11 protein-coding genes are annotated in these 15,128 nt (G+C 72.9%); 6 read left to right on the forward strand and 5 right to left on the reverse strand.

The annotated features are described in order from the left end of the window. Positions 1 to 67: 67 nt before the first annotated feature. Positions 68 to 799, reverse strand: coding sequence for a hypothetical protein (locus ACYVQV_RS06070; protein ID WP_461022363.1), 732 nt, complete (start codon positions 797 to 799; stop codon positions 68 to 70). Positions 800 to 1,063: 264 nt separating this feature from the next. Here ACYVQV_RS06070 and ACYVQV_RS06075 point away from each other — a divergent pair, with 264 nt between their 5' ends. Both ACYVQV_RS06075 and ACYVQV_RS06080 read left to right on the forward strand, forming a co-directional pair. After that, positions 1,064 to 2,380: an RNase A-like domain-containing protein gene (locus tag ACYVQV_RS06075; protein ID WP_461022364.1), complete on the forward strand. Its 1,317-nt coding sequence runs from the start codon at positions 1,064 to 1,066 to the stop codon at positions 2,378 to 2,380. After that, entirely contained in the window at positions 2,377 to 3,324 is a 948-nt protein-coding gene (locus ACYVQV_RS06080) for a contact-dependent growth inhibition system immunity protein (protein WP_461022365.1), read from the forward strand. Before ACYVQV_RS06075 ends, ACYVQV_RS06080 begins: the two co-directional genes overlap by 4 nt. 15 nt (positions 3,325 to 3,339) lie before the next feature. On the opposite strand, the gene hepT is transcribed toward ACYVQV_RS06080, so the two are convergent. Genes hepT through ACYVQV_RS06095 form a run of 3 tightly spaced genes read right to left on the reverse strand, consistent with a single transcriptional unit; the run spans position 3,340 to position 5,685 of the window. Next, positions 3,340 to 3,753, reverse strand: a complete 414-nt coding sequence (gene hepT, locus ACYVQV_RS06085) for a type VII toxin-antitoxin system HepT family RNase toxin (RefSeq protein WP_461022366.1) — start codon at positions 3,751 to 3,753, stop codon at positions 3,340 to 3,342. A 10-nt stretch (positions 3,754 to 3,763) separates the two neighbouring features. After that, the gene (locus ACYVQV_RS06090) at positions 3,764 to 4,144 is read right to left on the reverse strand and encodes a nucleotidyltransferase domain-containing protein (RefSeq protein ID WP_461022367.1); all 381 of its coding nucleotides are present in this window, start codon (positions 4,142 to 4,144) and stop codon (positions 3,764 to 3,766) included. 56 nt (positions 4,145 to 4,200) lie between these two features. Next, the gene (locus ACYVQV_RS06095) at positions 4,201 to 5,685 is read right to left on the reverse strand and encodes a plasmid pRiA4b ORF-3 family protein (protein WP_461022368.1); all 1,485 of its coding nucleotides are present in this window, start codon (positions 5,683 to 5,685) and stop codon (positions 4,201 to 4,203) included. A 333-nt stretch (positions 5,686 to 6,018) separates the two neighbouring features. On the opposite strand from ACYVQV_RS06095, the gene ACYVQV_RS06100 reads away from it, so the two are divergent. The 3 genes from ACYVQV_RS06100 to ACYVQV_RS06110 all read left to right on the forward strand — a co-directional run bounded on the left by ACYVQV_RS06100 (position 6,019) and on the right by ACYVQV_RS06110 (position 8,550). After that, a complete protein-coding gene (locus tag ACYVQV_RS06100; RefSeq protein ID WP_461022369.1) occupies positions 6,019 to 7,134 on the forward strand; it encodes an RNase A-like domain-containing protein in 1,116 nt (371 codons plus the stop codon). 2 nt (positions 7,135 to 7,136) lie between these two features. Next, positions 7,137 to 8,072, forward strand: coding sequence for an RNase A-like domain-containing protein (locus ACYVQV_RS06105; protein WP_461022370.1), 936 nt, complete (start codon positions 7,137 to 7,139; stop codon positions 8,070 to 8,072). Between the two features lie 76 nt (positions 8,073 to 8,148). After that, positions 8,149 to 8,550, forward strand: coding sequence for a nucleotidyltransferase family protein (locus tag ACYVQV_RS06110; RefSeq protein WP_461022386.1), 402 nt, complete (start codon positions 8,149 to 8,151; stop codon positions 8,548 to 8,550). 20 nt (positions 8,551 to 8,570) lie between these two features. On the opposite strand, the gene ACYVQV_RS06115 is transcribed toward ACYVQV_RS06110, so the two are convergent. Continuing rightward, complete coding sequence (locus tag ACYVQV_RS06115; RefSeq protein ID WP_461022371.1) at positions 8,571 to 9,716, reverse strand: hypothetical protein; 1,146 nt, start codon at positions 9,714 to 9,716, stop codon at positions 8,571 to 8,573. A 166-nt stretch (positions 9,717 to 9,882) separates the two neighbouring features. On the opposite strand from ACYVQV_RS06115, the gene ACYVQV_RS06120 reads away from it, so the two are divergent. Then, positions 9,883 to 15,128 (forward strand): VWD domain-containing protein (locus tag ACYVQV_RS06120; protein WP_461022372.1); only part of this gene is annotated, 5,246 nt, incomplete at its 3' end.

The raw sequence follows: 15,128 nt of genomic DNA on the forward strand, positions 1-15,128 counted from the left end.
CGGCCCATCACCCGGCCAGCAGGACACGACGGTCACGGACCCGCGCCACGCTCGGGGCGCGACCGGGTCAGGTCGTCGTCGCGTCCTGCGTCGGCAGGTCTTCGTCGCCGGTCGGCAGGGCGAGGTGTTGTGGCCACGACGTCGGCGGCGTCCCGAACGCTCGCTTGGCGCTGCGGATCGTGACCCGGGCGAAAGCCGCGTTCCCCGCACCCCCGATAGCCGCCCCGATGCCGAGGGGCATCTGCTTGCTCAGCACGAGGACACCCTGCTTCGTGCCGTACTTGGTGACGAAGTTGCGTCCGAGGACTCGGTTGACCTGACGGAGGGCTTCGACGGGAACGCTCTTGACCACCTGCTTCGCCCAGTGCGGGCCGGTCCTCTCCGCGACCTTCCGGACCGCGCCGGCTCCGGCGTCACCCAGCAGGACCCCGAGAAGCAGCGTCCTGCGACGCTCCAGCTCCTCGAGCGGGATGTCGTGGATCTCGGCGAGGGCGAAGACGTACATCGCGGCCATACCCGTGAAGCCTGCAGCGTCGCCCAGCGCCAGGGCGACCGAGGCGGGCAACGTGGCCCCCGGGACGGCAGCGGTCGCGCCGACGACCGTCCCACTCGACGCGGCGGCGGCCGTCAGACGACGACCCAGGACGTCGATGATCTCTGCCGGCGTGGCGTCAGGACGGGTGCGTCTGGACTGGGCGATGTGCCGGAGGATCAGCGGTCGGGACACCGCGACCGCCTTGTCCAGCCCACCGTTCAGCGTGCGTGCGATCGCCTTCTTCGGGCCCGTGTCATCGCTCACTGCGATCCCCCCTCGTCCTGTGGCGTGCCGCGACGACCCGGTCTGTGCCACGGACAGCTGCATCTCGCTGCGGAACCACCTCTCGATGGGATCGGTGCCGCAACGCCGGAACTGTACGAGCCGAGGGCGACAGCAGCCCTAGGCGCAGACACGTTCGGGTGAACGCGACCCGCTGGCAACGCCGTCTGCCTGTGGACGACCGGCGCCACCGGTAGGTCGGTGCGCCCTAGCGTCACCGCCCATGACCTCGGGGGCTCGGCGGTGATGGGCACAGCGGACGTGCCGCTGCTGGTCGCGGGGGTGGACGGCGGGGCGGGTCATGGGGTGGGGGTGCGGTTGCGGTCGGCGGCGGGGTCGGCGCGTGAGGCGCTGGCCCGGTTGGACGGTGCGGTGGCGGGGTCGTGGGTGGGGCGGGCGTCGGAGGCGTACCTGGCGGGTCGGGGTGAGGTCTCGGGCCGGCTGGGTGAGCTGGAGGACCTGTGCGGGGTGTTGGCGGCGGGGGTGGAGGAGTACCTGCCGGTGGTGGAGGCGTGCTCGCGGCGGGCGCGGGTGGCGGCGCAGCGGGTCGAGGTCGCCGAGCGACGGCTGGCCGCGGCGACGGCTGACGCGGCCGCGGAGCCGAGTCCTGCGGCGTCGCAGGAGGTGCTGGCGTGGGGGTGGGAGCTGGAGGACGCCCGGGGTGAGCTGGGCCGGGTGGTGGCCGAGTACCGGGGTGCGGTGGACCGCCTGTCGGCGGTGGCGCGGTCGGTGTCCGAGGCGGTGCGGTTCACGCCGCGGTCGGTGGCGGGTCACGTGCGGGTGGCGGGGGAGACGTGGTGGCGCCTGGGGGTGGTCGACACGGTCGAGGCGGGGTGGGCGCTGACCGGTGGTGTCGTGCGGGACCCGGCGGGGTGGTGGTCGCTGGTGTCGTCGGTGCCGGGGGCGGTGTGGGGGGCGGTGAGCGACCCGGTCGCGACCGCGGACGAGGCGGTCGGGGGTCCGTCCTTCCGGGAGGAGGAGTGGGGTGAGGGCGCGGGGACGCTGGCGGCCGCGGTCGGGCTGGGCAAGGGGCTGCGGGACCTGGCTACCCCGGACGCGAACCAGCGGTTCGCGCGGAACATGGCGGACCGGTCGGCGCCGTTGCCGCGGGTGCAGTCGGTGGACGAGATGCTGGCCGGGGTGGACCTGTCCCGACACGAGCACCACGACCTGGGGCACGCGATCCGCCGGCACGTCGAGGTCGACGACGACTACCTCAACGACCGCCTCGACCACGGCACCCTGTTCGACGACGGCACCCGCAGCAAGAAGCCACCAAAGCAAGCCTCTGCGTTCACCGACATGGAGACCGCCGAAGCCGTCATCACCGACGTCCTCCGCGCCAACGAGCAGCGACTCAGAGACTGGGTGGCGGATCCCTCACCGTCCAAGCACCCACTGGTGCTGGACGCGGCGGCGCCGCCGGACGTGGGCAGAGTGGTCTTCGCCCAGGATCAGGACCGCGTTCCTCGGCCAGCCGAAGGTGCCCGGGTGGTCGTCAAGTCAGCACCCGACGGAACACCTTTCATCGTGACCGCCTTTCCGACGAGAGGACAGATATGACGCGTGCCGCCGAGACCTACCCGCATCTGCTGCAGCTCTGGGGTCAGTACCTCGAGGACATCGTGGAAGACGACCCCCGCCTCGATCCGCAGCTGGTCATCGACGACGTCGTCGCCAGGACCCTTCGAGCCGGCCGGACGGTCGCCGCCGAGCTGGCCGAGGCCGAAGCGTTCCTCCTCGACGTGGACGGCGACGAAGCGAGGGCCGAGCAGCGGTGGTACGAGCTGACGCACGCGCACCTGCCTGACGGACGCTCGTACGTCGACTGGCTGCGAGTCCAGCGGCAGGTCCTCCAAAACGCGGTCGAAGGCCGGGCCCCGATGCCCCTCAAGCTCTCCCATCGGGAGATGGACGGGTTGCGGTTGCCGCGGGTGTCGCGGTTCACCGACGAGGCCACCGCGAACGCCGCGGTGACGAAGGTGCTGCGCGCGCACGAGGACGCGTTCCGGTCCTGGGCCGCTGATCCCGGCGGGTGGGCGCGTCAGCACTACTACGCCGACCTGGGCCGGGAGGTCGGGCGGATCCAGTACGCCAAGGACGAACCGACCCAGGCCGCGACGGCGGTTGCGGTGGTGATGGCCCGCCACCCCGAGACCGGCGCGCCGTTCGTGCGCACCGCCTACCCCGAGACCACCCTCGACCAGGGCGCCCGGCGGCGGTTCCCGGACCTGTGCCACTGGTTCGGCGCGTGGTTCCACCAGGACAACGCCCGCTGGGACGACGTCTGGGACGCCATCGCCGACGTCAACCGCACGACCACCGACCCCGCCCGGTCCCGCGTCCGCGACCAGCTCACCGACCTGCTGACGATCACCGACGACGCCGAGCTGGCCGCCGCCGTCCACGCCCTCGGCTCGTACACGCTGCCCACCCGCATGCGCTGGTGGGTCGAACGCACCGTGTGGCGGCTCGACGCCTACGACTGGCTCGCCACCCGGACCTGACGAACGCCGTCAAGGTCAGACGGCGTCGTGCTCCTCGCCTCCGACGAACGCCGCTACGTCCGTCATGAACCGTTCGAGGTCGCTCAAGTCAGCCAGCCGTGCCGTGACGACGTCGTCGTCGACCCGGACGTACTCGTGCACCAGGACGTTCCTGAACCCGACGGCCTGACGCATCGCGCGGGCGTGCTCGCGGTCCAGGACGCCGTGCTGGGAGATCACGGTCATCGCGTCCCCGTTGTCGGAGGGCGGTCCCCATCCTTCTGACGAGCAGAGGTGCTGGGCCACGTCGATGCACGCCTCGATGCTGGAGACGAACGCGTACTTGACGCCACGGAGCCACATCGGGTCAGCACGCCGCGCGTCGTCGGCCTGGGCTTCGTCGCGCAGGAAGGACACCTCGTCCGAGACGGACCGGAGGAGCCGGAGCACGCGCACGCGGTCAGCCACGGCGTACCGACTCCGCGAACTCCCGGTGACTGCGCATCAAGCGGGGCAGCTCGTCGAAGTAGATCTTGCGGGTCGTCGCCTCCCAGAGCACCCGGGCGGCGGGGTCGTCCTCGAACAGCACCACTCCTTCGAGCGCCACCCGACCGGCCAGCTCCAGCGGGGCGCCGTTCAGGACGAGCAGGTCGGTGCCGGCCGGGAGGTCGACCTCGTACCGGGCGGGGGCGTCGCCCGGCCACCACGCGGCGACGTCCAGATCGGACGCTTGCGTGTGGTCACCACGCGCGCGGCTGCCGAACACCACGGCGAAACGAGCACCGGCAGCGCGCAGAGCATCCACCACGGCGCTTCGCTGAGGTTCCGCGAGGGCGTCCACCGCGGCAGTCTCCCACGACCCTTGGCCGGCGCGACGTGCTCGGCGGCCGCGGACCCCTACAACGAACGCAACGCCCGCCGGGCCAGCATCCGCCCGCCTGGTGTCACCGAGGGCTCGGAGGCGGTGAGCCGTCGATCACCGACGGCGCCGGTTCGCACCAGGACCGTCCAGGTGGGTTCGAGCAGGTCGAGCACCTGACCTGGCGAGATCCTGCGGCCGCCCGACGTCCACCCCAGGGACGACAGGACCGTCGCGATGAGCTCCTCCCGCGGCCACCCGACGGGCTCGTCGGCGGCGAGGTCCAGCAGCATCACGGTGGCGGCCTGCCGGGACGCCTCGTCACGGCCGATCGGCAGTCGGGTGGCCACGTGCTCCCACAGGCCGACCGGGTCGTCTGCCAGCCGACGGGCAGCCGCGGTCGCCGTGAGGACGCCGCGCCGTTTCGTCACCAGGCCCAGCGACTGCGCACTCTCGCGGAACGCCAACACCGGGAAGGTGTGGCTCTCCCGGTTCCCTGCCCCGATCCACTCCCGGCCGAGCGCCAGGTGCTCGACGACGTCCTCGACGACGCGCGGTGGCAGGTATCCGGCCTGGGTCAGTCGCACACCGTCGGCGCCCAGGCGCCGGACGAACCACGCGTACGGGGCCACCATGCTCTCCGCCGTGCCGGCGGCGACCTCCGCCGGCTCGTCCAGACGCGCGCGAACCACGAGCTCCTCCAGCAGCGGACGCCCGCCCTGACCGGCTCCGGAGAGCATGGCCGCCAGGGGCGCAGGAAGGTCGGCAGTCACGGCGAACCCCACCAGCGCCACGGGGAGCCTGCGGTTCACGTCGTCCACGGAGAAGGCCTCGGGATCGAACTCGCCCAGCCACTCCAGCCGCTCGCGCACGTGCTCATCCGGGTCGTCAGCTGCCCGGGCGGCGAGCAGGTCCTCGTAGGACCCGATCCCGCCGACGTCCTCCGGCGGGCACGCGCGCCGGCCCGTCACGCACCTGGCCGCAGGGGTGCCGTCCCCAGGGGCGCGAACCTCCTCGAGCACGATCCGGTGCGTCCACCCGTCCCCGAAGTCGTACTCGTAGTGCAGGACGTCACCAGGCTCGCGCAGGACCTGGTCCAGCCGGACGCCGGCCTCAGCGGTCCCCGTGTCCCCCTCCGACAGGTCGAACTCGGTCAGGTACCGCTCGGCCGACCGGTCGTACCGGTCGCCACCGGCGCTGAAACCGTGCAGGTGGCTGTCGGTCCAGCCCATCGCGACCTGCAGCACCCGGTGCAGCACGTCGAGCGTCATCTCGCCGGCCAGGTCGAGACGCCGCCAGATCGGCGGGCGCGCGCCGACGAGGTCCACGCGCACGCGCAGCACCACCGGGTGCTCCAGCGGCCGCTGCACACGGCTCACTGCAGGGGCAGCCGCCAGCTCGACGGCGCGGCCGGACGCCGTGGCCATCGCCTGGTCGAGCAGCTCGCGCAACGCCTCGGGTGGCAGGGACGCGACCAACCGCGCCAGGTGCGGGGGCAGGGCGTCACCGGATCCACGGGGCACGAGGTGAGCATGGTGGACGGCGACCCGTCGCGTCACGTCGCACGTCGGGCTGGTGCGGCCGCACGCCTGTGGACGGAGCGCGTCACCCGATGCCTCCCCACCTCTAGCGTCGCCGCTCGTGATCTGGTGGCGGCGGTGAGCGGCGTGGCGGACGTGCCGTTGCTGGTGGCGGGGGTGGATGCCGGGGCGGGTCATGGGGTGGGGGTGCGGTTGCGGTCGGCTGCGGGGTCGGCGGGGGAGGCGCTGGCTCGGTTGGACGGTGCGGTGGCGGGGTCGTGGGTGGGGCGGGCGTCTCAGGCGTATCTGGCGGGGCGGGGTGAGGTCTCGGGGCGGTTGGGTGAGCTGGAGGACCTGTGCTCGGTGTTGGCGGCGGGGGTCGAGGACTACCTGCCGGTGGTGGAGACGTGCTCGCGGCGGGCGAGGGCCGCGGCGCAGCGGGTGGAGGTGGCCGAGCGCCGGTTGGCCGCGGCGACCGTGGACGCCGCTGGCGGCGGGTCGGGCCTGGCGGCGTCGCAGGAGGTGACGGCGTGGCGGTGGGAGCTGGAGGACGCCAGGGGTGAGCTGGACCGGGTGGTGGCCGAGTACCGGGGTGCGGTGGACCGGTTGAGCGCGGTGGCCCGGTCGGTGTCGGACTCTGTGCGCCGCGTTCCCGAGACCGCGGCCGACCACGCGGGGGTGGCCGGGGAGACCCTGCTGCGGTTGGCGGTGGTGGAGCCGGCGCAGGCGGGGTGGGAGCTGACCGCGGGGCTGTTCCAGGACCCGGCGCGCTGGTGGGGCACCGTGTCGTCGATCCCGGGGTCGGTGTGGGAGCAGGTGAGCGACCCGGTGGGCACGGCCGACGAGATGGTCGGTGGTCCGCAGTACCGGGCGGGGGAGATCGGCGCCGGGGTCGGGACGACGCTGTCGATGGTCGCGGGGACGAAGTACGTCAAGCAGGCACTCGATGACGTCCCCTCGCGTGCCGGTGACGGCGACGGTGGTGGGTCGCCCGGTTCGGGTGGTCGGCGCCCGCAGAGCGTCGACGAGCTGCTGGCCGGGGTGGACCTGCTGCGCCACGAAGGCGAGGGCCTGGGCCACACGATCGAGCGGCACGTCGACGTCGACGACGACTACCTCAACGACCGCCTCGACAACGGCACCGCCCTGCCGAACGGGGAGCGAAGGGATCCGCCTGAATGGGCGTCGGCCTGGACCGACCGGCAGACGGCTGAACGAGTGATCACCGACGTGCTGCGCGACAACGAGGAGCGTCTGCGCGAGTTCGCCGCCAACGACAAGAAGGTGTTGCCGCTCACTGTTCCGTACGAGGGGGCCGGCATCGGCCGGTGCTTCGCGCGCGACGACGACTCACCCCGCCCGTCGTGGGAGCCGAACGCCGTCACCATCATCATCAGACGCACACCCGATGGCGACCCCTTTGTCCTGACCGCCTTTCCGACGAGGAAGTGACCGTGTACGAGTTCACCCAGAAGTACCCGCGGCTGGTCGAGTTGTGGGTGGACTTCCTGACGCAGCAGGAGGACCCTGCCCTCGACCCGCAGCTGGTGGTCGACGACGCGATCGACGAGGTCTTGCGCCATGACGAAGACGTCGCTGTCCTCCTCGCGGAGCTCGACCGGCTGATCGAGGAGGCCGGCGACGACGAGGCGAGCGCTCGACGGGCGTGCTCACCGATCCTCGGCCGCAGCGGTCGTCCCGACGGGCCGACCATGCAGGAGTGGTTGCGGGTGCAGCGGCAGGTACTCGCCGAGGCACTGGCCGGTCGAGCGCCGAGGCCGCCGGTGCTGCCGGACTTCGCGAGGGACGGGTTGCGGTTGCCGCGGGCGTCGCGGTTCACGGACAAGCAGACGGCGGACACCGCGGTGACCGAGGTCCTGCGGGCCAACGAGGACGCGTTCCGGGCGTGGGCGGCCGCTCGGGGCGGGTGGGCCCGTCAGCACTACTACGCCGACCTGGGCCGGGAGGTCGGTCGGGTCGCGCTGCGCAAGGGCGAGCCGACGGTCGCGGCGCCGGCGTGCGTGGTGGTGATGGAGTGGAACGCCGAGACCGGTGCACCGGTCGTACGCACCGCCTACCCCGAGGTGCCCCTGGACCCCGAGGTCCGCCGGCGCTACCCGGACCTGTGCCACTGGTTCGGCGGGTGGTTCAACCAGGACGCCCAGCACCCCTGGGACGCGATCATCGACGTCAACCAGACCACCACCGACCCCGCCCGCTCGCGTGTGCGCGACCAGCTCCGCCAGGTCCTGACCATCGACGACGACGATCACCTCATCGACACCATCGAGTCGTGCGGGTCCTACGCCCTGCCCACCCGGATGCGCTGGTGGGTCCAGCGCACCCTGTGGCGCCTCGACGCCTACGACTGGCTCGGCACCCGAGCCTGACCTGAGCGCGACGTCCGATGACCCGTCGTGGACGGAGGGCTGAGATCACCGTCGCCAGTACCGTGGGGCCGTGTCCATGAGTCGAGCGGTCGAGGCGCTTCGTGCGGCCGACGAGTCCGGAGCGCTGGACGCGTTGTGCTCACGGCACGGCATCGAGGTCCTGACGCTGTTCGGGAGTGCGGCCGTCGACCCGGAGCACGCCGCGGACGTCGACCTCGCGGTGCAGTTCTCGGACGAGTCGCCGAAGGACCTGGTGGCGGTCGTCAACGACCTCACCGACCTCGTCGGGACGGACTCGGTCGACGTACTCGACCTCCGGCGCGCCGGTCCCGTGGCCCGCTTCGCCGCCCTGGTCGAAGGCCTACCGCTTGCTGAGTCGCGAACTGGGATCTGGGCGAACTCCCAGATGTCAGCGGCGCTCGAGTTCTACAAGACCGAGTGGTTGCGGCGGCTCGACCTCGAGGTACTGGCCGACTGACGTCACAGGCGACATCCGCCTCACCGCCGCTTCCACGCCGGCGGGTTGGCCTTCACCACCTCCTTCGTGAGGACCATGTCGCCGAAGTCGTCCCGGGCGGCTGCGAGCACCTCGGGGTCGACGTCGTCACCGGCGAACCACGGCGCGAGGTCGGCCGCCTCGACGAGGTGCCGGCCACCCGCCAGGGAGGTGACCTGCCACGAGGACAGGTCCCGCGCCCGCGCCAGGTGAGCGTCGGTGAGGACCTGGATCCCGTGCGCGTCCGGCACGTACTCGTGGTGCAGGTGCCTCGCCGACTCCGCCTGCCCAGGGCGGATCCCAGGAGGCCGAGGCCCGCCCGAGGCGAACGAACCCCAGCTCGGTGACACCGGCCCCGTGTGGCGGACGAACGCCAGGTCAGTTGCGCCCGGAAGCGTCACGACCTGCTCCCGCAGCACCGCCACACGCTCCGCCCAGCCCAGCTCGTCGTCCCACAGCACCGACACCCGCAGCCCGTGTGGCGCCAGCCCGGTCGTCGACAGGCGCCTCGGCGACGCACGAAGGTGAGCCACCTCCGCCAGACCGAACCGCTCGACACCGGCACGCAAGCCGTCCGACACGTCCTGCTCCACGAGCTCGACGGTGAACGCGTTGACCGTGAGGAAGGTCCGGGAACCCTCGAACGCGCCCCACCGTGCACCCGAACGGGTGATTTCCTGGGTCACGTCGGGGGCCACCAGCCAGGCGCCGCGAGCGGCCTCGTCGTCCGCCGCCACCCGGTCGACGGAGTAGGCGACGAACGCGCCGAGCTGTGGGCCGAGACCCGGGTCGGCCGCCAGCCAGTCCGGCAGGCGCGCCTCCGGCGCCGGAAGCAGCGCACCCTCGCGCCCACGGTCCTCGAGCGTCCGCGCCACGTCGCCCAACCAGCCGCGCAGGCCGTCCGGGGACCCGAGCCGGCTGACCAGGACGACGGCGCCGTCGTCGCAGGTGGAGACGCCTTCACCGAAGACGTCATCCTCCTCGTCGGTGCCCGGGCGGGCGTCGTTGGCGGCCCCGACGGCGGCCTCCAGGTCCGCCGCGCCGTCACCGCCCGGCGTCCTGAACCGCACCCACAGCTGCTCGCCGTGACCCCGGTTCGCGGCACGTTCCAACGCCGCCCAGGACACCTCGACACCCGACCCGGCCATCCCGCACACCCCTCATGACGCCGCCGTCCGTCAGCCCACGCGACGGCGGGCGAGGGCAACGTAGCGCAGCCGCCCAACCTGTCTCGGGGGGCTTGACAGCCGTGATTGCATCCGGGTGCCGCAGGCCGCCAGGGGGGTGCGCCCGGCTCACACGGAGGCGTTCGCGATGCCCTGGTCCCGCCGCTCGTTCTCGGTCCTTCTCGGCATCGTGCTGGTCGCTGCGCTGGGGGTGACCGGCACCCGGCTCACTCCCGCCGCCGCGACGCCGAGCCCCCTCCGGCAGGCCGCCCTCGCCGCGGCGGCGGCCACGGTCGCCTGCCCGCCGAACTCGGAGACCACGACCGCGGCGTCCGCCCGCGCCTGCGTCGCCGAGCTGGAGCGCTCCACGCGGTCCGGTCTGCAGGCCGACTGCATCACCGGTCCGAAGGCGCTGTCCCCCAACGGCCTCTACCACCGCACCGAGTGCCGCGGCGGCCGCGGCGTCCAGGCCGAGGCGATCGCCCAGGCACGGGCGATCGCGCAGCTCAACGCCAGGGCGCCGTACGGCGACCCGCCCGCCGCCGGCGGGGTCAACCCGAACCTGCAGTGGGAGGTCCGGTACTCCTCCGGCCGCATCGACATCCTCAGCTACGACCGGCACGACACCGACGAGCCGATCGAGCTCATCGAGGTCAAGGGCGTCTGGAACGGCGGCGTCAGCGCGGCCGCCGCCCAGCTCACCCGGTACGTCAACGGCTTCCCCCGCGGGGCGGCCTCGCGGGACGTGGAGCGGTACGCGTTCACCACACCGTTCACCGACGCCTTCCGGGTCCTCGAGCAGGACTGCACCGGCTCCGCCACCCACCGCGTCGTCCGTCAGTACACGGTGTCCTCCGTCCCGGCGTCCGCCGGCGTGCTGCTCATCAACGGCCCGTACCGGCAGGTCACCCCGTGCGACGGGGACCAGCCGACCGAGGTGCCGGCGGAGGAGCCGGTGCCAGAGGACCTGCCCGAGGAGGTCGACGACCCGGACCACATCCCTCCGTTCGTCTGGCCGGCACCCGGCTCGGACGCCGACGACGACGGCAAGGACGACTTCTGGGAGCGCTTCCTGCAGGAGCACCCCGAGCTCGGTGACCTGCCCGACTGGCCGGCGCTGCCGGAGGTCCCCGTACCCGACACCGAGACCGTCGTCGTCACCGCCGCGGTCGTCGCCGCCCTCGCCGCGATCGTCGCGATCTGCGTCGGCACCGCCGGCGGGTGCGCGATCCCGCTGGCCGCCGGCGCGGCGGCCGAAGCGGGAGCCATCAGCATCGGGACGGCCCTCGCGGCGCTGGCCGCGCTCACCGCGGCGCTGATCGCCTGGAACGTCTGGGGCGACCCGCACCTGGCCACCTTCGACCGTCGCAGCTACGACCTGCACGCCGTCGGCGAGTTCCACCTCCTCGAGCTGCCCGAGCAGGACGTCGACGTGCAGAGCCGGTTCACCCCGCTCGGCTCCAGCATCTCGATGCTCGACCGCGTCGCGACCGAGATCGACGGGACGCGGGTCGAGGTCGGCGGCGGGAAGGTCCTCGTCGACGGCGAGCCCGTCGCCCTGAACAGCGGCCAGGCCGTCACCGTCGGCGACGGTGGTCTCGTGGCCCGGCAGGGCAGCCAGCACCTCGTCGTGTGGCCCGGCGAGGGCGAGCCCCTCGTCATGGTCACCCAGGGCCGCAACGTCGGGTTCGTCGTCCCCACCGACACCGACGTGCGCGGGCTGCTCGGCGACGCCGACGGCAACCCGGACGACGACCTCGCGCTGCGCGACGGCACGCCGCTGCCGGCGGACGCCGACCGCAGCACCCTGCACGGCCGCTTCGCCGACTCCTGGCGGGTCACGGACGAGGACTCCCACTTCACCTACGCCGCCGGGCAGGGCACCGCCGACCACACCGACCGGTCCTTCCCCGAGACCGTCATCACCCTCGGGGACTTCACCGACGAGGAGATCGCCGCCGCCACGCAGGTGTGCGCCGACGCCGGTGTCGTGCCGGGTCCGCAGTTCGAGGACTGCGTGTTCGACGTCGTCGTCACCGGCGACGCCGGTTACGCCGCAGAGTCCGCGCTCGTCACCGACGTCCTCGTCGACACCACCGCGCACGGCTTCGACGCCGGGACCCTCACCGAGGACTTCGAGGGCGTCGTCGCCCCCAACCTCGCCTCCACCCGGTACGTGGAGGACCCGGCCACCACGCGCGTCGCCGGACCGCTGTTCGACACCCCCGGCTACCGAGGGTTCGTGCGTGACGTCCCCCGCCACGACCGGGTCGACGTGGCCGTCGACCTGTTGGCGTACGGTCCGGTCGGCACCGACGCCGCCGTCCAGAGCGTGGCCGTCTCGGTGGACGGCACCGTGGTCGGCACCGCGCGGCTGAACGGCACCGACACGGCGTGGGACGGTGCCGACGGAGCCAGCCTGACGCTCGAGGACACCGCGACGACGGCCACGGGGGAGCAGGTGCACCGGTACGCCCTGACCGTGCCGGTGACCCACGCCCGGTCGAGCCTCGACCTCGTGCTGACCCCCGCCGGGTTCCGCGGGGTGCTCGGCACCTCCCTCGGCGTCGACGACATCGGAATGACGCTGCAGACGCCGCCGGCCGACGTGTTCGCCGTCAGCCTGCCGGTCCAGATCCCGTCCGGGGTCAGCGGCACGGGCACGCCCGGGTCGCTGCCGACCCCTGGCTCCGAGGACGCGTACGCCTTCACCCTCGCCGAGGCCGCCGACCGCGGGCTCCTGGTCGCCCCTGGAAGCTGCCAGCGCAACGTCGTCCTGACCATCGAGGACGCAGCCACGGGCGAGGTCGTCGCGCGACCGTCGGCCTGCTCCTACGGCGTGACCGACGCCGTCCCCGCCGGTGACTACGTGCTGCGCGCCACCGGCGCCGCGGCCGACTACGCGCTGCTGCTCGCCGCCCAGCCCGACGACGTCGACGCCGGGACGTTCGCCGTGGACGGCGACGCCATCACGATCACCACGACCGAGGCCGGTCAGAACGCCACGGCGACCCTGCAGGGCCAGGAGGGGCAGCGGATCCAGCTCCAGACCGCCGGCAGCACCTACGGCAGCGGCTACTCCACCGAACTCCGGTGGTCCCTGGTCGGCCCGGACGGCAGTGTCGTCCTCAGTTCCCGCGGCGACGCGCTGGTGGACACGACGACCCTGCCCGCGACAGGCGCCTACCGGTTCTCGCTCGACCCACAGGGGACCACCACCGGGCAGATCACCGCTCGTGCCTGGTCCGTCCCCGAGGACGTCGACGCCGGGACGTTCGCCATGGACGGCACCCCTGTCGTCGTCGCCGTGGCAGCGCCCGGCCAGAACGCCGTCGGACGGTTCGAGGGCGCCGGGGGACAGCGGATCCAGTTCCGCACCAGCGGCAACACCTTCGGCACCAGCTACTCCACCGAACCCCGCTGGTGGGTGCGCGGCCCGGACGGCGCCACCGTGTTCAGCGGCCGGGACGACGCGCTCGTCGACACCCGCACCCTGCCCGCCGGCGGCACGTACGAGTTCGTCCTGGACCCGCAGGGCACCACGACCGGCGAGATCACCGTGGCCGGCTGGGTCGTCCCCGACGACCTGGACGCCGGCGCGCTGACCGTCGACGGCCCCGCGAGCACGATCACCGTCGGCCAGCCCGGACAGAACGCCACGGCCACCTTCGACGCCACGGCCGGGCAGCGGATCCAGCTGCAGACCTCCGGCAACACGTTCGGGACCAGCTACTCGACCGAGCCGGTCTGGTCGGTCACCGCACCCGACGGGACGCGCGTGGCCAGCGGGCGCGACGACGCGCTGGTGGACACGACGACCCTGCCGCAGACCGGCACCTACCGGTTCACGCTCGACCCGCAAGGCACCACCACCGGCGCGCTGACGGTGCAGGCCTGGTCGGTGCCGGAGGACCTGCAGGCCGGCCAGGTCGTGCTCGGTGAAGACGGCACCGTGGTGCCCGTCCCGAACCGCGGGCAGAACGCGTCGGCGACGTTCGAGGCCACCGAGGGCCAGCGCATCCAGCTCCGGACCTCGGGCAACACGTTCGGCACCGGGTACTCCGTCGAACCGCGGTGGACGGTCACCGGCCCCGACGGCTCGACGCTGTCCAGCGGCCGCGGCGACGCCCTGGTCGACACCACGACCGTGCCCGCCACCGGGACGTACACCTTCGTCCTGGACCCGCAGGGCACCACCACCGGCCAGATCACCGTGACGGCCTGGACGGTCGCCGAGGACCTCGACGCCGGGGCTATGGCGCTGGACGGTGACCCGCTCACCGTCACCACCACGGTGCCGGGTCAGAACGCCTCGCTGACCTTCGAGTCGACTGCGGACCAGCGGATCCAGCTGGAGACCACGCAGAACACCTACGGGAGCGGCTACTCCGTCGAACCCCGCTGGTCGCTCGTCGCCCCGGACGGCAGCACCGTGACCAGCGGCCGCGGTAACGCCCTGGTCGACTCCCGGGTCCTGCCGCAGGCCGGCACGTACACGGTCGTCCTGGACCCGCAGGGCACCACCGTCGGATCGTTGTCGTTCCAGGCGTGGACGGTGCCCGCGGACGCCGACGCCGGAGCGGTGACGATCGACGGACCGGCCACGGTGGTCCCCGTGACCGCACGCGGCCAGAACGCGTTCGCCGTCCTCGAAGCCACCCAGGGGCAGCGCGTCCAGCTGCGGACCGCGGGCAGCACCTTCGGGTCGGGGTACTCCGTCGAGCCCCGGTGGTCCCTGCTGGCACCCGACGGCACGACGGTCGTCAGCGGCCGCGGTGACGCCCTCGTCGACGCCCGGACGCTGCCGCAGACCGGGTCGTACCGGTTCGTGCTGGACCCGCAGGGCACCACGACCGGCCAGATCGGCGTGTCCGTCTGGACCGTCATCGAGGATGTCGACGCCGGTGTGCTGGACGTGGACGGCGACCCGGTCACCATCACCACCACGGTGGGGGGTCAGAACGGCTGGCTGTCCCTCGACGCCGTGGCGGGGCAGCGGATCCAGCTGCAGACGAGCGGCAACACCTACGGCACCAGCTACTCGACCGAGCCGGTGTGGTCGCTGCGGGCGCCCGATGGCTCGACGGTCTTCTCGGGCCGGGACGCCGCCCTGGTCGACACCCGGGTGCTACCCCAGTCGGGGACCTACCGGTTCGCGCTCGACCCGCAGGGCGCGACGACGGGGTCACTCGCCGTGCAGGTCTGGTCGGTCCCTGCGGACCTCGACGCCGGGCAGGTGCTCGTCGACGGCGCCGCGACGATCGTGCCCGTGCTTCACCGCGGTCAGAACGCGTGGACGACGTTCGAGGCGGCCGCGGGGCAGCGGATCCAGCTGCAGACGTCGGGGAACACCTTCGGGACGAGCTACTCGACCGAGCCGGTGTGGTCGGTGCG

Source organism: Thalassiella azotivora, from assembly GCF_054781695.1.